This window comes from Geodermatophilus sp. SYSU D01176 (assembly GCF_054050015.1).
Map to the genome: position 1 here is coordinate 109,123 of NZ_JBJGYN010000002.1, position 19,188 is coordinate 128,310.

The 19,188-nt window shown below is 74.1% G+C and carries 15 protein-coding genes; 13 read left to right on the plus strand and 2 right to left on the minus strand.

Annotated elements, in window-relative coordinates; translation table 11 throughout:
• The first annotated feature begins 1 nt into the window (after position 1).
• From pgeF to ACI78Z_RS02080, 6 genes are all read left to right on the plus strand, one after another.
• Positions 2–703 carry a peptidoglycan editing factor PgeF gene (pgeF, locus tag ACI78Z_RS02055; RefSeq protein WP_457034854.1) on the plus strand — a complete coding sequence of 234 codons (702 nt, stop codon included), beginning with the start codon at positions 2–4 and terminating at the stop codon, positions 701–703.
• An 87-nt stretch (positions 704–790) separates the two neighbouring features.
• On the plus strand, positions 791–1,531 hold the full coding sequence (locus tag ACI78Z_RS02060) for a YggS family pyridoxal phosphate-dependent enzyme (protein WP_457034855.1): 741 nt from the start codon (positions 791–793) through the stop codon (positions 1,529–1,531).
• 29 nt (positions 1,532–1,560) lie between these two features.
• The gene (locus ACI78Z_RS02065) at positions 1,561–2,352 is read left to right on the plus strand and encodes a cell division protein SepF (RefSeq protein ID WP_457034856.1); all 792 of its coding nucleotides are present in this window, start codon (positions 1,561–1,563) and stop codon (positions 2,350–2,352) included.
• A gap of 58 nt (positions 2,353–2,410) precedes the next feature.
• Positions 2,411–2,710 (plus strand): YggT family protein, encoded by a 300-nt coding sequence (locus tag ACI78Z_RS02070; protein WP_457034857.1) that lies wholly within the window; start codon positions 2,411–2,413, stop codon positions 2,708–2,710.
• A 103-nt stretch (positions 2,711–2,813) separates the two neighbouring features.
• Entirely contained in the window at positions 2,814–3,542 is a 729-nt protein-coding gene (wag31, locus tag ACI78Z_RS02075) for a DivIVA-like cell division protein Wag31 (protein ID WP_457034858.1), read from the plus strand.
• 149 nt (positions 3,543–3,691) lie between these two features.
• Positions 3,692–4,486: a hypothetical protein gene (locus ACI78Z_RS02080; protein WP_457034859.1), complete on the plus strand. Its 795-nt coding sequence runs from the start codon at positions 3,692–3,694 to the stop codon at positions 4,484–4,486.
• Between the two features lie 247 nt (positions 4,487–4,733).
• On the opposite strand, the gene ileS is transcribed toward ACI78Z_RS02080, so the two are convergent.
• On the minus strand, positions 4,734–7,877 hold the full coding sequence (ileS, locus tag ACI78Z_RS02085) for an isoleucine--tRNA ligase (RefSeq protein WP_457034860.1): 3,144 nt from the start codon (positions 7,875–7,877) through the stop codon (positions 4,734–4,736).
• A gap of 121 nt (positions 7,878–7,998) precedes the next feature.
• On the opposite strand from ileS, the gene ACI78Z_RS02090 reads away from it, so the two are divergent.
• Positions 7,999–9,510 (plus strand): potassium/proton antiporter, encoded by a 1,512-nt coding sequence (locus tag ACI78Z_RS02090; RefSeq protein ID WP_457034861.1) that lies wholly within the window; start codon positions 7,999–8,001, stop codon positions 9,508–9,510.
• 231 nt (positions 9,511–9,741) lie between these two features.
• Here ACI78Z_RS02090 and mqo read toward each other — a convergent pair whose 3' ends face one another.
• Positions 9,742–11,235, minus strand: coding sequence for a malate dehydrogenase (quinone) (gene mqo, locus ACI78Z_RS02095; RefSeq protein ID WP_457034862.1), 1,494 nt, complete (start codon positions 11,233–11,235; stop codon positions 9,742–9,744).
• Between the two features lie 153 nt (positions 11,236–11,388).
• Between mqo and lspA the strand changes: the two genes are divergently transcribed.
• From lspA to ACI78Z_RS02125, 6 genes are all read left to right on the plus strand, one after another.
• On the plus strand, positions 11,389–12,072 hold the full coding sequence (gene lspA / locus ACI78Z_RS02100) for a signal peptidase II (protein WP_457034863.1): 684 nt from the start codon (positions 11,389–11,391) through the stop codon (positions 12,070–12,072).
• Between the two features lie 166 nt (positions 12,073–12,238).
• Positions 12,239–13,186: an RluA family pseudouridine synthase gene (locus ACI78Z_RS02105; RefSeq protein ID WP_457034864.1), complete on the plus strand. Its 948-nt coding sequence runs from the start codon at positions 12,239–12,241 to the stop codon at positions 13,184–13,186.
• 31 nt (positions 13,187–13,217) lie between these two features.
• Positions 13,218–14,012, plus strand: a complete 795-nt coding sequence (locus ACI78Z_RS02110; RefSeq protein WP_457034865.1) for a CPBP family intramembrane glutamic endopeptidase — start codon at positions 13,218–13,220, stop codon at positions 14,010–14,012.
• A 73-nt stretch (positions 14,013–14,085) separates the two neighbouring features.
• Positions 14,086–14,508 carry a GNAT family N-acetyltransferase gene (locus tag ACI78Z_RS02115; protein WP_457034866.1) on the plus strand — a complete coding sequence of 141 codons (423 nt, stop codon included), beginning with the start codon at positions 14,086–14,088 and terminating at the stop codon, positions 14,506–14,508.
• Between the two features lie 184 nt (positions 14,509–14,692).
• Complete coding sequence (gene dnaE, locus ACI78Z_RS02120; RefSeq protein ID WP_457034867.1) at positions 14,693–18,256, plus strand: DNA polymerase III subunit alpha; 3,564 nt, start codon at positions 14,693–14,695, stop codon at positions 18,254–18,256.
• Between the two features lie 193 nt (positions 18,257–18,449).
• Positions 18,450–19,136: a hypothetical protein gene (locus ACI78Z_RS02125; RefSeq protein ID WP_457034868.1), complete on the plus strand. Its 687-nt coding sequence runs from the start codon at positions 18,450–18,452 to the stop codon at positions 19,134–19,136.
• Positions 19,137–19,188 lie beyond the last annotated feature (52 nt).

Here is a 19,188-nt window from a genome sequence, read left to right on the forward strand (position 1 = left end):
GGTGCGACCCCGACGGGTCGTCACCGACCGGCGGGGCGGCCGCTCCGTTGCCCCCTACGACTCGTTCAACCTCGGCGTCCACGTCGGTGACGACCCGGTCGCCGTGGCCGCCAACCGCGAGCGGCTCGCCCGCGAGCTCGGCGTCGGCGCCGACCGGCTGGTGTGGATGGACCAGGTCCACGGCCGGCGCGTCACCGTCGTCGACGGCCCGGTCGACGGCCCGCTGGCCGGGACCGACGCCGTCGTGACGCGTACGCCGGGCCTCGTGCTGTGCGTGCTGGTCGCCGACTGCGTGCCGGTGCTGCTCGCCGACCCCGTCGCCGGCGTGGTGGCCGCGGTGCACGCCGGTCGGGAGGGCGTCCGCACCGGCGTCGTCCCCGCCGCCCTGGCCGCCATGGCGCGGCTGGGCAGCCGCCCCGCCGACGTCGCAGCGCTCCTGGGCCCGGCGGTCTGCGGCGCCTGCTACGAGGTGCCCCGGGCGATGCAGGCCGAGGTGGCCCGCGTGGCCCCGGCCGCGGCGGTCCGCACCCGCACGGGGACGCCGGGGCTCGACCTGCGGGCCGGGCTGGCCGAGGTCCTGCGCGGCGGCGGTGTCGGACAGGTGGTGCACGACCCCCGGTGCACCGTCGAGGACCGCTTCCTCTTCTCCCACCGCCGGGACGGCGTGACCGGCCGCCAGGCCGGCGTCGTCTGGCTCGGGTGAAGGGCCTGCCTGCCCCCACCACTCGCGAGCTCGCGGCGGGACCCTGCAGGCAGGCCGCTCCAGCGCCTCACCAGGGATGATCGGTCCGTGACCACCCCGGCTGACCGCCTGCAGGCCGTCCGAGACCGCATCGCCGCCGCGGCGCGGGCCGCCGGCCGCGAGCCCGCCGAGGTGCAGCTGGTGGCGGTGAGCAAGACCCGGCCCGCCGACGCCGTCCGCGAGCTCGCCGCGCTCGGTCAGGCCGACTTCGGGGAGAACCGCGCCCAGGAGCTCGGCGCCAAGGCCGCCGAGCTGGCCGACCTGCCGCTGCGCTGGCACATGGTGGGCCAGCTGCAGCGCAACAAGGCCGCCGCGGTCGCCCGGCTCGGCGCCGTCGTCCACTCCGTCGACCGGCTCCCCCTGGCCCACGTCCTCGGCCGGGTCGGCGTGGAGACCGGGCGGCCGGTCGAGGTGTTCCTCCAGGTCGACCTCGGCGGGCCCGAGGGGGAGCTGGCGGCGCGCGGCGGAGCGGACCCGGCGGAGGTCACGGCGCTCGCCGACACGGTCGCTGCCACCGAGGGCCTCGTCCTGCGCGGCCTCATGGCGGTCGCGCCGCGGGGGGAGGGACCCCGACCCGCCTTCGAGCGGCTCGCGGCGCTGGCCGAGCGGGTGCGGCGCGACCACCCCGGGGCGCGCGACCTCTCCGCCGGGATGACCGCCGACCTGGAGGAGGCGATCGCAGCGGGCAGCACGCTCGTGCGTGTCGGAACCGCGCTGTTCGGGGAGCGGGACCTACCCTCCCCGGAGGACGAGTCACACCTGTCACACGGGTCCCAGCGGCCCGGGTGACCACGCACGGCACACAGAGGGGCGGGCTGATGGCCGGAGCCATGCGCAAGATGGGCATCTACCTCGGGCTCGTGGAGGACGACGACGCCCGGGCCTACGGCCGGTACGAGGCCCGCCAGGGGGACGCCGACCGCTACGACCGCCTCGAGGAGCGCCGGTACTCCCGGTACGCCTCCGAGGACGGCTACGACGACCGCTACGACGTCGGTGACCGCTACGACCCCGAGTACCGGGGCGAGGGCTACCGCGACGGCGACTACCGGGCCGGCGACCACTTCGCGGACCTCGACGCCGACCTGCCGCCCGCGCCGGACCCCGAGCCGCTGACGCTGCCCCGCCGTTCCGCGGCCAACCGCAACCTCGGTCTGGCGCCGTCCCCGGGCGGCTCCGCCGCCGCCCGCCTCGGCGGGCCGGCCGGGTCGGTGCCCGGCCCGGCGACCGCCGTGTCCGGCCCCGTCGGCGCGGCCGGCCTCGCCGTCCGCGAGCCGGTGGCCGCCGCGCCCGAGCCGGCTCCGGCGCCGGCGCCCGCCCCGGCCCCGCAGCCCTACCGGATCACCACGCTGCACCCGCGCACCTACAACGAGGCCCGCCAGATCGGCGAGAGCTTCCGTGACGGCAAGCCGGTGATCATGAACCTCACCGAGATGGACGACGCCGACGCGAAGCGGCTCGTCGACTTCGCTGCGGGTCTGTCGTTCGGGCTTCGCGGTAGCATCGAGCGCGTCACGAACAAGGTGTTCCTGCTCAGCCCGCAGGACGTCGACGTGACGGCCGAGGACAAGGCGCGCATCCGCGAGGGTGGGTTCCCCGCCGAGTCCTGAGGCCCGACAGCAGGACGGACCGGCACCCCGGGCAGGTGCCCCTGGACGAGCGAGGACCGTGGCTCTCTTCTGGAACATCCTCTCGTCGGTCCTGCTCGTCTTCCTCGTGCTGCTCTTCGCACGGTTCGTCGTCGACTGGGTGATGGTGCTGGCGCGCAGCTGGCGCCCCTCCGGCCTGGTGGCGGCGGGTCTGGAGGTCGTCTACGCGACGACCGACCCGCCGCTCAAGGCCATCCGGAAGGTGATCCCGCCGCTGAACCTGGGGTCGATCCGGCTGGATCTCGCGTTTATGGTGCTCCTGATCGCCGTGTACATCCTGCGTGGCATCGTGGACAGCCTCGCGTTCTCCGCCGGGTGACCGCTGCCCCAGCCCGGGGCGGCGGTCCCGGCGGCCGCTCGGGGCCGTCCGCCGCTCGTCCGACGTCGTCCCTGTCCCCGTTGTCCGACCCGAGGTGAAGTCGATGCCACTCACGCCTGCCGACGTGCACAACGTCGTCTTCAAGAAGCCGCCGATCGGCAAGCGGGGCTACGACGAGGACGAGGTCGACGCGTTCCTCGACGTGGTGGAGGCCGAGCTGGCCCGGCTGATCGAGGAGAACAACGAGCTGCGCTCGGGCTCCGCGACCGGCCGCACCCCGCGCGCCGTCGAGGCCCCCGAGCCCCCGGCGCCCACGCCCGCCGTCGCTCCGCCGCCCCCGCCGGCGCCCGTGCGCGAGGACGACAGCGCCCGCGCCTCGCGGATGCTGGCCCTGGCCACCGAGACGGCCGACAAGTACGTCAACGAGGCCAAGGCGCAGGCCGACCAGATGGTCGCCTCGGCCAAGACCAACAGCGAGCGCATGGTCAGCGAGGCGCGGGCGAAGAGCGAGCAGATGGTCAGCGAGGCCAAGATGCGCGCCGACTCGATGGTCGGTGACGCGCGCACCCGCGCCGACACGATGGAGCGCGAGTCGCGCGCCAAGGCCGCCGCGCTCGAGCAGGACGCCGAGCGCCGGCACGCCGAGGTCATGGGCTCGCTGGAGGAGAAGCGCAGCAGCCTCGAGCGCAAGATCGAGGAGCTGCGCACCTTCGAGCGCGAGTACCGCACCCGGCTGCGCTCCTACCTGGAGTCGCACCTGCGCGACCTCGACAGCCGCGGCTCCGCGGAGCCGGCCTCGAACAGCCGGCAGAACCAGCACGCCAGCGCCTGACAGAGGACCCCGCCCTCCCCGCCGCCCGCCGGCGCGCGGCGGGCCTCTGGACGGGAACGCGACTGGGCCCCCGGACACCGTCCGGGGGCCCAGTCGCGTTCCCGGGCGACGGCGCGGCCCGCGGCTGTGGTCCCGGCTACAGTCGGCGCGTGATCTTGGCTGCGGGTCTGCTGGTCCTGCTGGGCCTGGGGCTGTTCATCGGCGGCGTCGTCACCGGCACCACGACCCTGTACTGGGCCTGCGTGGCGGCGTGTGGACTCGCCGCCGTCGTGCTGGTCGTGGCGCGGCTGCGCATGGCCCGCGAGGCCCGCGGGTTCGACCGGCGCGCGTCGGAGGCGCCCTCGCGCGCCGGGACGAGGGCGGCGACGCCGCCCACCGGCACGCGGCCGCCCGAGGCGCCGGCGGGACCCGGGACCGCACCGCAGCCGGTGGTGTCCGCCGAGCCGGCCCCGGCCGCGGACCCGCCCGCCACCCGGGAGCCGCTCGCCGTCCCCGAACCCGAGGCCGCGCCCCGGCCGGCCGGGGCGACCGCCGTCCGGATGCCGGAGCCGGAGCCTTGGCCTGCGCCGCCCACCGAGGAGCCGTCGGCCGTCGTCCCGCCGAGCGCGCCCGCCGCCAACGGGCACCCCGAGGCGCCGGCGCGTCGCGGCGCCCACGAGCCGCGCGAGAGCCCGACGGACGCGACGACGGGGGAGCCCGGCGAGGAGGACGTCGAGGTCACCGACCTGCTGCTGGTGGTCGACCTGGACGACGAGGTGCTGGTCGTCGACGAGCACCCGCGCTACCACCTGGCCGGCTGCCCTTCCCTCGACGGCCGCGAGGGGATCCCGCTGCCCATGGTCGAGGCACGCACCGACGGGTTCACGCCCTGCGTCACCTGCCGCCCCGTGCGGCACCTCGCCGACACCGAGCGCTCCCGGCGGCGGGCCGCCCGCGGCAACTGAAGGAGGACCCCGCCCTCCCTCCGTGGGAGGACGCCCTGCTCCACGCCCCTCGCACCCCCGCGGCGGGACCTGCAGGGGGCCGGCGGCGCCCGGGACGGAGCCGGCTCACAGCGGTTCTCGCGTTGGTGCGGGGTGGGTCAGCGTGCGAGATCGGCGATCTCGCACACTCACAGGCCTCGAAGCGGGCGAGACCGCCGATCTCGCCGCGCCGCGACGGCACGACCGTCAACCGATCAGCACACCGCTGTCAGGCCTCGGCGCGGGCCACCCAGAACCGCGAGCCGGCCGGGCCCTCGATCCCCTCGCCGTCCCCGGCGGTGTCGGCGTGCACCCGGACGGCGAGCACCTCGTCGGCCACCTGCGCGCCGTGCTCGGTGAGCGCCTGCGCCATCGCGTCGTCGGCGGTCCACCACAGCTGGATGCGGTCGCTGACGGCCAGCCCGCTGTTCTTGCGGGCCTCCTGCAGCAGCCGCACCGCCTCGCGGACCAGGCCGGCCCGCTCGAGCTCCGGGGTCAGCTCCAGGTCCAGCGCGACGGTCAGCCCGCCACCGCTGGCCACCGTCCAGCCCTCGCGGGGCGTCTCGGTGACGACCAGGTCGCCGTCCTCCAGGGGCACGGTCGCGCCGTCGACCTCCACCGACGCCGTCCCGGCGCGGTAGGCGGCCACCAGGGCCGGGGCGTCGGCCGCGGCGACCGCCCTGGCCACCGCCTGCACCTGCTTGCCCAGCCGGCGCCCGACCGCGCGGAAGTCGACCTTCACGCTGACGTCGACCAGGTCGCCGCCGACGGTGGACAGGTCGGCGAGCTCCTGCACGTTCAGCTCGTCGGCCACCTCGGCGACCAGGTCGCGCGGCAGCTCCGCCCACCCCGGCGCCGCCACGACCGCGCGGGCCAGCGGCTGGCGGGTGCGCACCTTGGCCGACGTTCGCGCCGAGCGGCCCAGCTCGACCAGCCGGCGCACCAGCGCCACCTGCTCGACCAGCCGCGGGTCGCGGGCGTCCTCGTCGACGGCCGGCCAGGAGGCCAGGTGCACGCTGTCGACCGCGTCGGCCAGCCCCGGGGACACGGCGCGGGCCCACACCTCCTCGGTGACGAACGGGGTGAACGGCGCCATCAGCCGGGTCAGCACGTCGAGCACCTCGTGCAGCGTGGCCAGCGCCGCCGGGTCGCCGTCCCAGAACCGCCGGCGCGACCGGCGCACGTACCAGTTGGACAGGTCGTCGACGAACTGCGCGATCAGCCGGCCGGCGCCCTGGGTGTCGAAGTCCTCCATCGCCGCGGTGACGCCCTCGGTGACCTGCGCGAGGGTGGCCAGCGCCCAGCGGTCCAGCAGCGGCCGCTCGGCCGGCGCCGGGGCGGGCGAGGACGCCGGGTCCCACCCGTTGGTCTCGGCGTAGAGGGTGAAGAAGCTCGCGGTGTTCCAGTAGGTGAGCAGCACCTTGCGGACCACCTCGGACAACGTCTCGTGCCCGACCCGGCGGGCCGACCAGGGCGAGCCGCCGGCCAGCATGAACCAGCGGACGGCGTCGGCGCCGTGCCGGTCCATCAGCGGGATCGGCTCGAGGATGTTGCCCAGGTGCTTGCTCATCTTCCGGCCGTCCTCGGCCAGGATGTGGCCCAGGCACAGCACGTTCTCGTACGAGCTCCGCTCGAACACCAGCGTGCCGACCGCCATCAGCGAGTAGAACCAGCCGCGGGTCTGGTCGATCGCCTCGCAGATGAACTGCGCCGGGTAGGCGGCCTCGAACTCTGCCTGGTTGCGGTACGGCGCACCCCACTGCGCGAAGGGCATGGAGCCGGAGTCGTACCAGGCGTCGATGACCTGGGGCACCCGCCGGTAGGTCCCCTCCTCGCCGGGCAGGGTGAAGGTGACCTCGTCGATGAACGGCCGGTGCGGGTCCAGGTCGGACAGGTCGCGGCCGGTCAGCTCCGAGAGCTCGGCCAGCGAGCCGACGACGACCAACCGTTCCGGGTCGGCGTCGTTGCGCCAGACCGGGAGCGGGGTGCCCCAGTACCGGTCGCGGGACAGCGCCCAGTCGACGTTGTTGCGCAGCCAGTCGCCGTAGCGACCCCACTGGATGTGCTCGGGGTACCAGGAGGTCTTCTCGTTCTCCGCCAGCAGCTGGTCCTTGACCGCGGACGTCCGGATGTACCAGGACGGCTGCGCGTAGTACATGAGCGGCGTGTGGCAGCGCCAGCAGTGCGGGTAGGTGTGCTCGTAGCGCTGCTCGCGCAGGAGGACGCCGCGCCGCTGCAGGTCCTCGACGAGGGTCGGGTCGGCGCCCTTGAAGAAGTGCCCGCCCACCAGGCCGACCTCCGGCAGGAAGTGGCCCGTGCCGTCGATCGGGTTGACCACGGCCATGCCGTAGGCGCGGGTCGTGGCGAGGTCGTCGGCGCCGAACGCGGGGGACTGGTGCACCAGGCCGGTGCCGTCCTCGGTCGTGACGTACTCGGCCAGGACGACGTAGTGGGCGTTGTCGTCCGGGAAGTCGACCAGCTCGAACGGGCGCCGGTAGGTCACCCGCTCCCAGTCGCGGCCGGTGGTGCGGGCGAGCACCTCGGCGTCCTCGCCCAGGACGGCGGTCAGCAGCGGCTCGGCGACGACGAACGTGCCCTCGGCGGTGCGGGCGACCGCGTAGGTCACGTCCGGGTGGACGGCGACCGCGGTGTTGCTCGGCAGCGTCCACGGCGTCGTCGTCCAGATGAGCAGGTCGGCCTTCCCCGCCCACTCGCCGCTGGTGACCGGCAGCCGGACGTACACCGACGGGTCGGTGATCGACTCGTAGCCCTGGGCGACCTCGTGGTCGGACAGGCCGGTGCCGCAGCGGGGGCAGTACGGCGCCACCCGGTGGTCCTCGACCAGCAGACCCTTGCCGTGCACCTGCTTGAGCGACCACCAGACGCTCTCGATGTAGGCCTGGTCCATCGTCCAGTAGGCGGTGGACATGTCGACCCAGTAGCCCATCCGGCGGGTCAGGTCGCTGAAGGCGTCGACGTGCCGCATGACCGACTCGCGGCAGCGGGCGTTGAACTCCGCGATGCCGTAGCGCTCGATGTCCGGCTTGCCGGCGAAGCCGAGCTCCTGCTCGACGGCGATCTCCACCGGCAGGCCGTGGCAGTCCCAGCCGGCGCGACGGGGCACGTGCCAGCCCTGCATGGTCTTGAACCGGGGGAAGACGTCCTTGAACGCGCGCGCCTCGATGTGGTGGGTGCCGGGGCGGCCGTTGGCCGTCGGCGGGCCCTCGTAGAAGTTCCACTGCGGCCGGCCGGTGGAGGCCTCCAGCGTGCGGGCGAAGACCTTGTCGGCCTCCCAGCGGCCGAGGACCTCCTGCTCCAGGGCGGGCAGGTCGACCTGAGAGGGCAGCGCGCGGAAGGGGCCGGGTGAGCTCACACCCCCATCATCCCCGAGCCCGCCACCGGGTTCCGCCGCCCGTCCCCACCCGGCCCGCCGGGTCGCAGGACGGGGCCGGCCTCGGCGTACGGGAGAATGCGGAGGTGGACAGGCACGCGCGGTGAACCCGACGGTCACCGTCGCGCTCGCCGTGGGTGCGGTCGTCGTCCTCGTGGCGGCCATCGCGCTCCGACTGGCAGATCGGCTGGGCCTGCCCAGCCTGCTGCTCTACCTCGCGCTCGGGGTGGCCATGGGGGAGAGCGGCCTCGGCGTGGAGTTCGAGGACTACGGGCTCACGCAGACGCTGGGATACGCCGCGCTCGTCGTCATCCTGGCCGAAGGTGGTCTCACGACCCGGTGGGGCGACGTCAGGCGGGCGATCGGACCCGGGATCGCGTTGTCCACCATCGGCGTCGCGGTCAGCGTGGGCGTGACTGCGGGCATCGGCGTCCTCCTCCTCGGCTTCGACTGGGGCTTCGCCCTCCTGCTGGCCGCCGTCATCAGCTCCACCGACGCCGCCGCCGTCTTCGCCACGCTGCGGCGGTTGCCCCTTCCGCGCCGGCTGGCGGCCTCCCTGGAGGCGGAGAGCGGCCTCAACGACGCCCCGGTCATCCTGCTCGTGACCGTCCTGGCCGAGTCGCTCACCGGAGCGACGACGCAGCCGTGGTGGCTGGTGGGCGTGGTGGTGGTCGTCGAGCTCCTCGGAGGGGCCGTCATCGGGGTCGGAATCGGCTTCGGTGGCGCCGCCCTGCTGCGCCGTGTGGCACTGCCCGTGGCCGGTTTCTACCCCCTGGCGACGCTGGCGCTCTGCGTGCTCGCGTACTCGTCGGCCTCGTTGGCGCACACGTCGGGCTTCGTCGCCGTCTACCTCTGCGGCGTCGTGCTCGGGAACGCCACTGTCCCGCACCGCACGGCCAGCGTCGGCTTCGCCGAGGGCATGGCCTCGCTGGCGCAGATCGGCCTGTTCGTCCTCCTCGGCCTCCTCGTGTCGCCGGGCCGGCTGGCCGACGCCGTGGGGCCGGCGCTCGTGGTGGGCGCCGCGCTGCTGCTGCTCGCCCGTCCGCTGTCGGTGGGAGCCAGCCTGGTGTGGTTCCGGTTCCCCTGGGCGCAGCAGGTCTTCATCTCCTGGGCCGGCCTGCGCGGGGCGGTGCCGATCGTCGCGGCCATCATCCCGCTGACCGCGCAGGTGCCCGGGGCGACGACCGTCTTCGACACGGTCTTCGTGCTGGTCGTCGTCTTCACGATCGTCCAGGGCTGGTCGCTGCCGTGGCTCGCGCGGCGCCTGCGGATCGCCACCCCGGTCACGCCTCGCGACGTGCAGGTCGAGGCTGCACCCCTGGAGGAGCTGGACGCCGAGTTGATGCAGCTGACCGTGCCGGACGGGTCGCGGCTGCACGGCGTCTACCTGCCGGAGCTGCGGCTGCCCGACGACGCGGCGGTGGTCCTCATCGTGCGCGACGGGCGGTCGTTCGTGCCCGGCCCGACGACCCGGCTGATGCGCGGCGACCAGGCGCTGCTGGTGTCCGCGCGCGGGTCACGCGCGGAGGCCGAGCGCCGGCTGCGGGCGGTCAGCCGGGCCGGCCGGCTGGCCACCTGGCGCGGCGAGACCGGAGAAGCCTCACAGGTCGACTGAGAAAGGGCCCGCCTGCCCCACCACCCCAGGCTCGCGGTGGTCCCCTGCAGGCGGGCCCCCGGCCGACACCGCGGCCAGGTGCCGCCCCCGGCTCTCGTCCCGGGCCACGGCTTCCCCACAGGCGCTCCGGACGACGAAGCGGGGAGCGCGTTGCCTGGAGTCGTCGGGCCGACACACGCCGAACGCCCCCTCCGAGGACCGGAGGGGGCGTTCGGCGTGTGTTCGGCGGACTCAGCCGTTGAGCTCGAGCGCCTGCATCGTCTGGGCGCGGACCTCGGCCAGCAGCGCCGGGTCCTCGTTGAGCCGGCGGCCGTAGGAGGGGATCGCCTCCTGCAGCTTCGGCCGCCAGGCGGCGATCCGGTCGGGGAAGCAGCGCTCGAGCACGGTGAGCATCGCCGAGACCGCCGTCGAGGCGCCGGGGGAGGCGCCGAGCAGACCGGCGATCGTCCCCTCGCCGCCGACGACCAGCTCGGTGCCGAACTGCAGCACCCCGCGGCCGGACGCCGGGTCGCGCTTGATCACCTGGACCCGCTGGCCGGCGGTGATCATGTCCCAGTCCGCCTGCTCGGCCAGCGGCACGAACGCCTGCAGCGTCTCGTGCCGGGCGCGGCGCGACTGGAGCAGCTCGCCGATCAGGTAGCGGGTGAGCGCCAGCTCGGTGCGGGCCACGCCCAGCATCGAGCCCAGGTTGTTCGGCTTGACGCTCAGCGGCAGGTCGAACACCGAGCCGGCCTTGAGGAACTTCGGCGAGAAGCCGGCGTACGGGCCGAAGAGCAGCGAGTGGTCGCCGTCGATCAGGCGCAGGTCGAGGTGCGGCACCGACATGGGCGGTGCGCCGACGGCGGCCTGGCCGTACACCTTCCCCTGGTGGGCGGAGACCAGCTCCGGGGAGTTGGTCCGCAGGAACATGCCGCTCACCGGGAAGCCGCCGAAGCCGCGGATCTCGGGGATGGCGGCCTTCTGCAGCAGCGGCAGCGCGCCGCCACCGGCACCGACGAACAGGAAGCGGGTGCGGACGGTGCGCTCCTCGCCGAAGACGGCGTCGCGCACGGTCACCGACCAGCGGCCGTCGTCCCGGCGCTCGACGTCGGTGACCCGCTGGTTGACGTGCACGTGCACGCCCCGGTCCTCGGCGGCGCCGAACAGCAGCCCGGTCAGCGCCCCGAAGTCGACGTCTGTGCCCGCGGTGGAGCGGGTGGCGGCGACGACCTGCTCGGTGGGTCGGCCGGCCATCACCAGCGGCACCCACTCGGCCAGCACGGCCGGGTCGTCGGTGTACTCCAGGCCGTCGAACACCGGTTGCGCGGCCATGGCGGCGTGCCGGGTGCGCATGTAGGAGCGGCCCGCCTCGCCGGTCACGAAGCTGACGTGCGGCACGGGGGTGATGAAGTCCTTGGGCGAGCCGGTCAGCCCGGAGCGCACCAGGTGCGACCAGAACTGGCGGGACACGGCGAACTGCTCGTTGATCGTCACGGCCTTGGTGACGTCGACCGAGCCGTCCCGGCCGGCGGGCGTGTAGTTGAGCTCGCACAGCGCCGCGTGCCCGGTGCCGGCGTTGTTCCAGGCGCCGGAGCTCTCGCCGGCCACCGCGGGCCCGGACTCGAAGACGGTCACGCTCCAGTCCGGAGCGACGACCTCGAGCAGCGACGCCAGGGTCGCGCTCATGACGCCGCCGCCCACGAGCACGACGTCGGGGTCGGTGGCTGGTGCGAGATCGGTGGACACGACGGCCTTCCGGCTCAAGGGGAGGGTGCTGCCCTCCAACATCGACCAGGTGACCTCCGAACATGTCACTCCGGGTGGTGTGCTGCCTCGCAGAGGGTCATGAGATGGATCACACCGGTCCCGATTTGCGAACCCGGCGGACGGCGCAGGGCCGTGGCCGGTCGCCGCTATCGTCGATCGGGACGCCGGCCACCGGCCGCGCCAGCCACCCAGGCCATCGACCGAGGAGCCCCCCTGCCCACGCCGAGCGACGCCCCGGACCGACCGAGCGACCCCCAGGACGGCGCCGTCGCGGCCGGCGGGGGCACCGCGGGACGCCGGCCCCGCACCCGCCTGCTGCTCTCGCTCGCGCTGGCGGTGCTGGTCCTCGACCTGGCCACCAAGCTGGCCGTCGTCGCCACCGTCGAGCGCGGGGCGGACATCCGGCTGCTCGGCGGGGCGCTGTACCTGACCCACACCCGCAACACCGGCGCGGCGTTCTCCTTCGCCGAGGGCTTCACCGTCGTCTTCACGCTCATCGCGGTCGCCGTCGCGGTGGTCATCGTGCGCACCGCCCGCCGGCTGTTCTCCACCGGCTGGGCCGTCGCACTCGGCCTGGTGCTCGGCGGCGCGGTGGGCAACCTCGTCGACCGCGTCTTCCGCGAGCCCGGCTTCCTGCGCGGCGGCGTCGTCGACTTCATCTCCGTGTTCGCGCCGGACGGCGAGTTCTACCCGGTCTTCAACATCGCCGACTCGGCGATCGTCTGCGGCGGCGTCCTGGGCGTGGTCCTCGCGCTGCGCGGCATCGAGTTCGACGGCACCCGCAGCACCGGGGGCGACGCCCCGGCGCGCGACTGAGGAAGGGCACCCTCCTGCTCCCGCCTCGCGAGCTCGGCGCGGGCCCCTGGAGGGTGGACGTCCCGGTCCGTCACCGGCCCCGGGGAGGGCCGGGGCGCGGATCCACCTGCCGCGAGCGGCCCGGCGCCGGCAGTGCTGCGCCGGCTCTCCCGCTGCGACGGTCAGAATGGACGCCGTGATCAGTCCCGCGGGCCAGCACCGGGCCCTCCCGGTGCCCGACGGGCTCGAGGGTCAGCGCGTCGACCAGGCGCTGTCCCGGCTCTTCGGCCTCTCCCGCGGCGCGGCCGCCGACCTCGCCGACGAGGGCCGGGTGGTCGTCGACGGCCGGGTCCGCGGCAAGGGCGACCGGGTCAGCGGCGGCAGCTGGCTGGAGGTCGAGCTGCCCCCGCCGCCCGGGGAGCCGGCCGCGCCGGAGCCGGTCGCCGGGCTGACCGTCGTCCACGACGACGACGACGTCGTGGTGGTCGACAAGCCCGTCGGCGTCGCCGCGCACCCCAGCCCCGGCTGGGAGGGTCCCACCGTCGTCGGCGGACTCGCGGCGGCCGGCTACCGCATCGCCACCTCCGGTGCCGCCGAGCGGCAGGGCGTCGTCCACCGGCTCGACGCCGGGACGACGGGGCTGATGGTCGTGGCCAAGAGCGAGCGGGCCTACACCGCGCTCAAGGCGGCGTTCAAGCAGCGCACGGTCGAGAAGGGGTACGCCGCCCTCGTCCAGGGCCACCCCGACCCGTCGCGCGGCACCATCGACGCCCCGATCGACCGGCACCCGAAGCACGACTGGAAGTTCGCCGTCGTCCAGGGCGGGCGCCCGTCGGTGACCCACTACGAGGTCGTCGAGGCCTTCCCGGCCGCCAGCCTGGTCGACATCCGGCTGGAGACCGGCCGGACCCACCAGATCCGGGTGCACTTCGCGGCGCTGCAGCACCCCTGCGTCGGCGACGCCATGTACGGCGCCGACCCGACCCTGGCCGCCCGGCTGGGGGTCTCCCGGCAGTGGCTGCACGCCGCGCGCCTGGGCATCCCGCACCCGGGCGACGGCCGCTGGATGGAGTTCACCAGCCCCTACCCGCCCGACCTGGCCGGCGCGCTCGACATCCTGCGCGCCGAGTCCTGACGCCGGTGCGAGCGAGCGTGCGAGCTCGGCCATGAACCCGGTCGGGCTGCCCGGCTCGCTGGCCGACTGGGGTCCGGCCGCGCTGTCCGCGGTGGTCGTCGCCGGCTACCTGGTGGTCGGCGAGCCGGTCGTCGGGCACGTGCTGCACCGCCGCTTCGAGGGCCGGCTGCGCACCGAGGACGGCGCGCGCCGGTCCTTCTACGTCCGGCTGCTGGTGCTGGAGTGGGGGCTGGCGGTGCTCGCCCTGGTCGTCTGGCTGTCCGCGCCCGGCGTGGACGCCGCCGCCGTGGGCCTGCGCTGGCCGCGGTCGTGGCCGGGCCCGTTCGCCGTCGCGGCCACCGTCGCGGTCCTCGGCTTCGTCGTCGTCTCCACGCGGGCGCTGCGCTCCGGCGCGCTGACCCGGGCGGCGAGCGAGCTGCGCCGGCCGGGCGAGGGCCGGCACTCCGAGCCCGCCGTGCACGCCACCCTCGCCCTGCTGCCGCGGACGACGACCGAGCGGCGGCTGTTCACGCTGGTCGGGGTCACCGCGGGCGTCTGCGAGGAGTGGCTCTACCGCGGGTTCCTCCTCGCCGTCGTCGCCGCGGTCGGCGGTGGGCTGCCGACCCCCGTGCTGGTGGCGATCGGCGCGCTGGCGTTCGGGCTGGCGCACGCCTACCAGGGCGTTGCCGGCATCGTGACCACCGGCGTCCTGGGCGGCATCATGGCCGGGCTCTACCTCGGCACCGGGTCGCTGCTGCTCCCGGTCCTGCTGCACGCGCTGATCGACCTGCGCTTCCTGCTGGTGCCCGCCTCCGCGCTGCCGGACATCGCCCGGAGGCCGACGTGAGCGAGCGTGCGAGCTCACGCGTCGGGGCAGCACCGCGGCGGGCACCCGCCGACGAGCGCAGCGCGGAGGTCGCGTGACCGCGCGGGTGGCGACCGCCGCGGACTGGCCCCAAGTCGTCGCCCTGCACACCCGGGTCTTCGTCGAAGAGCAGGGCGTGCCCGCCGAGATCGAGCAGGACGAGCACGACGCCACCGCGGTGCACGCCGTCGCGCGGGACGCCGCCGGCCGCGTCGTGGCCACCGGGCGGCTGGTGGTCCGGGACGGCCGCGGGGTGATCGGCCGGATGGCGGTCGACGCGTCGGCCCGCGGGCGTGGCCACGGCGCCGACGTCCTCGCCGAGCTGCACCGGCAGGCGGCCGCGCTGGGGCTCCTTGAGGCGGAGCTGCACGCCCAGCTGACGGCCCGGGGCTTCTACGAGCGGGCCGGCTACACCGCCGTCGGCGGCGTCTACGAGGAGGCGGGCATCGCACACGTCACGATGCGCCGGCCGCTGTGACGGATCGGTCCGCCTGTGGCGAGACACCTTCCTGTCGGTCCCCCGCTGTAGACCTCCGTGGTGCGAGGATCGGGTCAGCCCCCGGCCCGCACCCCGGACCACAGCACCGCCGGTCTTCCCCGCCGGTCGCCCGCCGGATCCCCGACGGCCGGGCACGCACGACCCGTGAGGAGCACCGACGCCTGTGAGCACCCCGTCGTCCGACTCGTTCGTGCACCTGCACGTACACACCGAGTACTCGATGCTCGACGGCGCGGCCAAGCTGCCGGAGGTCACCAAGGCCGCCGCGGAGCAGGGGATGCCCGCCCTGGCGATGACCGACCACGGCAACGTCTTCGGCGCCTACGACTTCTACAAGCAGGCCAAGGGCGCCGGCGTGAAGCCGATCATCGGCATGGAGGGCTACTACACGCCCGGCTCGCGCTTCGACCGCGCGCCGTTCGACTTCGGCGACAACCTCATCGACGAGGACGGCGAGGGCGGCTCGTCCCGCGGTAAGGCCGCCTACACGCACATGACGCTGCTGGCGCGGACGACGGAGGGGATGCACAACCTCTTCCGCATCTCCTCGATGGCCAGCCTCGAGGGGCAGTACCGCAAGCCGCGGTTCGACCGCGACCTGCTCGAGCGCTACGGCGCGGGCCTCATCGCCACGACCGGCTGCCCGTCGGGCGAGGTCAACATGTGGCTGCGGGCCGGCAAGTACGACCGCGCCCGCCAGGCCGCCGCCGACTTCCAGGACATCTTCGGCAAGGAGAACTTCTTCGCCGAGCTGATGGACCACGGGCTCTCCATCGAGAAGAAGACCCGTCCGCAGCTGATGCAGATCGCCGGCGAGCTGGACATCCCGCTGCTGGCGACCAACGACCTGCACTACACGCACAAGGAGGACGCCGAGGCGCACGACGCCCTGCTGTGCATCCAGACCGGGTCGCGGCTCAACGAGACCAACCGCTTCAAGTTCAACGGTGACGGCTACTACCTGAAGTCCGCCGCGGAGATGCGGGCGCTGTTCCCCGGCGAGCTCGCCTCCGCCTGCGACAACACGCTGCTGGTCGCGGAGATGTGCGACGTCAGCTTCACCGAGGGCGCCGACCTGATGCCCCGGTTCCCCCTGCCGCCGGGGGAGGACGAGACCTCCTGGTTCGTCAAGGAGGTCGAGCGTGGGCTGCACAAGCGCTGGCCGAACGGCATCCCCGACCACGTGCGCAAGCAGGCCGACTACGAGGTCGGGATCATCACCCAGATGGGCTTCCCGGGGTACTTCCTCGTGGTCGCCGACTTCATCAACTGGGCCAAGGACAACGGCATCCGGGTCGGCCCGGGCCGTGGCTCGGCGGCGGGTTCGCTGGCCGCCTACGCCATGGGCATCACCGACCTCGACCCGCTGGCGCACGGGCTGATCTTCGAGCGGTTCCTCAACCCCGAGCGCGTCTCCATGCCCGACGTCGACATCGACTTCGACGACCGCCGCCGCGGCGAGGTCATCCAGTACGTCTCGCAGAAGTACGGCGAGGAGCGGGTCAGCCAGATCGTCACCTACGGCACCATCAAGGCCAAGGCCGCGATCAAGGACGCCGCCCGGGTGCTCGACCGGCCCTACTCGGTGGGTGACGAGCTGACCAAGCTCATGCCCCCGGACGTGATGGGCAAGGGCATCCCGCTGTCGGGGGTCTTCGACCCCGCCCACCCGCGCTACAAGGAGGCCGCCGAGTTCCGGGCCCGCTACGAGTCCGACCCGGGCGCGGCCGAGGTGGTCGACCAGGCCCGCAAGCTCGAGGGCCTCAAGCGCCAGTGGGGCGTGCACGCCGCCGGCGTCATCATCGGCCGGTACCCGCTGATCGACTCGATCCCGATCATGCGGCGCGAGGCCGACGGCGCGATCATCACGCAGTTCGACTACCCGACCTGCGAGACGCTCGGCCTGCTGAAGATGGACTTCCTGGGCCTGCGCAACCTCACGGTCATCGACGACGCGCTGCGCAACATCGTCGCGAACGGCAAGGAGCCGATCGACCTCGACGAGATCAGCAAGGACCTCACCGACCCGGCCACCTACGCGCTGCTGTCCCGCGGCGACACCCTCGGCGTCTTCCAGTTCGACGGCGGCCCGATGCGCTCGCTGCTGCGGCTCATGCGGCCGGACAACTTCGAGGACATCTCCGCCGTCGGCGCCCTCTACCGGCCCGGCCCGATGGGTGCGAACTCGCACACCAACTACGCGCTGCGCAAGAACGGCCAGCAGGAGATCACGCCGATCCACCCGGAGCTGGCCGAGCCGCTGGAGGACATCCTCGGCACGACCTACGGCCTCATCGTGTACCAGGAGCAGGTCATGGCGATCGCGCAGAAGGTCGCCGGGTACTCGCTCGGCAAGGCCGACCTGCTGCGCCGCGCGATGGGCAAGAAGAAGAAGTCGGTCCTCGACGCGGAGTTCGTCGGGTTCGAGGCCGGAATGAAGGAGCGCGGCTACTCCGACGCGGCGATCAAGACGCTGTGGGACATCCTCGTCCCGTTCGCCGACTACGCCTTCAACAAGGCCCACTCGGCCGCCTACGGCCTGGTCTCGTACTGGACGGCGTACCTCAAGGCCAACTACCCGGCCGAGTACATGGCCGGGCTGCTCACCAGCGTCGGCGACGACAAGGACCGCCGGCCGATCTACCTGGCCGAGTGCCGGCGGATGGGCATCAAGGTGCTCCCCCCGGACGTCAACGAGTCGTCCTGGGACTTCACCGCGGTCGGCACCGACATCCGCTTCGGTCTCGCGTCGGTGCGCAACGTCGGGCACAACGTCGTGGACTCGATCCGCCGGGCCCGCGAGGAGAAGGGCGCCTTCAAGGACTTCGCGGACTTCATGCGCAAGATCGACACGGTGGCCTGCAACAAGAAGGTCATCGAGTCCCTGGCCAAGGCCGGCGCCTTCGACTCCCTCGGCCACTCCCGTCAAGGCATCGTCGCCGTGCACGCCCAGGCCGTCGACTCGGCGATGGCGCTCAAGCGCAAGGAGGCCGAGGGGCAGTTCGACCTGTTCGGCAGCTTCGGCGGGGACTCCGGCGAGGACGACCCGTTCAGCGGGGCGTTGGACATCGCGATCCCCACGGCGGACTGGTCGAAGTCCGAGCGGCTGGTGTTCGAGCGGGACATGCTCGGCCTCTACGTCTCCGACCACCCGCTGCACGGCGTGGAGCACGTGCTGGCGGCCAACGCGGACACGCCGATCGCCGAGATCAACGCCGGCGGCGTCGAGGACGGCGCGAACGTCACCATCGCCGGCATCCTCACCTCGGTCGCCCCGCGCACCAACAAGCAGGGCGCCCCCTGGGCGATCGCCACCCTCGAGGACCTCGAGTCCGGCATCGAGGTGCTCTTCTTCCCGAAGACGTGGGCGGAGGTCTCGGAGAAGGTCGTCCGCGACCAGATCGTCGTGGTCAAGGGCCGGATCAGCCGGCGCGACGACCAGCCGTCGCTGTTCGGCTCCGAGGTCACCATCCCCGAGCTCACCGAGGGTGCGCGCGGCCCGGTCCTGGTGTCGATGGCGGCGGCCCGCTGCACCCCGCCGGTCGTCGAGCGCCTCCGCGAGGTGCTGGGTAGCCACCCGGGCACCACGGAGGTGCAGCTGAAGCTGGTCAACGGCAACCGGGAGACCGTGCTGCGGCTGGACCAGGGGCTGCGGGTGCGGCCCAGCACGGCGCTCATGGGTGACATCAAGGCGCTGCTGGGTCCGACGAGCGTCGCCCTCCTGTGAAGGAGGACCACCCTTCCCCCCACGCCTCGCAGGCTCGGCGTGGGCCCCTGGAGGATGGCCGTTCCAGCACGTGACCGGGCTCGCGGCGCGCCTCTGGACGGGGCCGGCGTGGGAGGGGGCCGGGGGCGGCGCGCTGATCGGCCGTCCGGCCGCCGGGGATGAGACGGCCGGTCCGGCAGGGTTCACTGGGGACGTGGAGAGCACCCCCGCACCCGTCGTGCCCGCCGGGGCGCCGCCCGTCCGCCCCGCCCGGTGGGGCGCGGGCATCCCGTGGTCGGGCCGCGACGAGCTGCGCGCCGACCTGCGGGGCTCGCTGGTGCTGGCCGGCGTGCTGCTCCTCGCCGGGGTCGCGGCCGGGCTGCTGTGGTGGGCGCTCGCGCCGCGGGCCACGTTCGAGGTCACCGCGGACGGCCCGGTCCCGGTCGGGCAGCCCCCGCCCGAGCTGCTGATCGCCGACGACGGCGTCTACACGCTCCTGCTGGGCGGGCTCGGGCTCGTCGCCGGGCTGGTCGCCTGGCGGCTGCGCCGCCGCCGCGGGGTGGCCACCGTGCTCGCCCTGGCGGTCGGGACGGTGCTGGCCTCCCTCGCCGCCTGGCAGCTCGGCGAGCTACTGGGCGCGGGTCCCTCGCCGGCCGAGCTCTCCGCCACTGGCACCCGGGTGGTCACCCCGCTGCAGCTGGGCTCCCCGGCGGCACTGGCGGTCGCACCCTTCCTCGCCGTCCTGGCCTACGTGGTGTCCACGCTGCTCACCGCCGCCGAGGACCTCGACCGGGCCGACCCCGTGCCGGCCGCCGTCCCGCCGGCCGACGCGCCGCTGCTCCGTGAGGTCGGCCCCGTCCAGGGGCCCGGGCCCCGCCCTGAGCCTGCGAGGGGAGGGTAGGACGGGGCTCCTTCCACGAGGGGTGGGGGGACGGGGTCCTCCCTACTAGACG

Coding starts and splice junctions, on each gene's coding strand:
- wag31 (WP_457034858.1), top strand. CDS start 2,814: ATGCCACTCACGCCTGCCGACGTGCACAACGTCGTCTTCAAGAAGCCG.
- ACI78Z_RS02110 (WP_457034865.1), top strand. CDS start 13,218: ATGAACCCGGTCGGGCTGCCCGGCTCGCTGGCCGACTGGGGTCCGGCC.
- ACI78Z_RS02065 (WP_457034856.1), top strand. CDS start 1,561: ATGGCCGGAGCCATGCGCAAGATGGGCATCTACCTCGGGCTCGTGGAG.
- ACI78Z_RS02105 (WP_457034864.1), top strand. CDS start 12,239: ATGGACGCCGTGATCAGTCCCGCGGGCCAGCACCGGGCCCTCCCGGTG.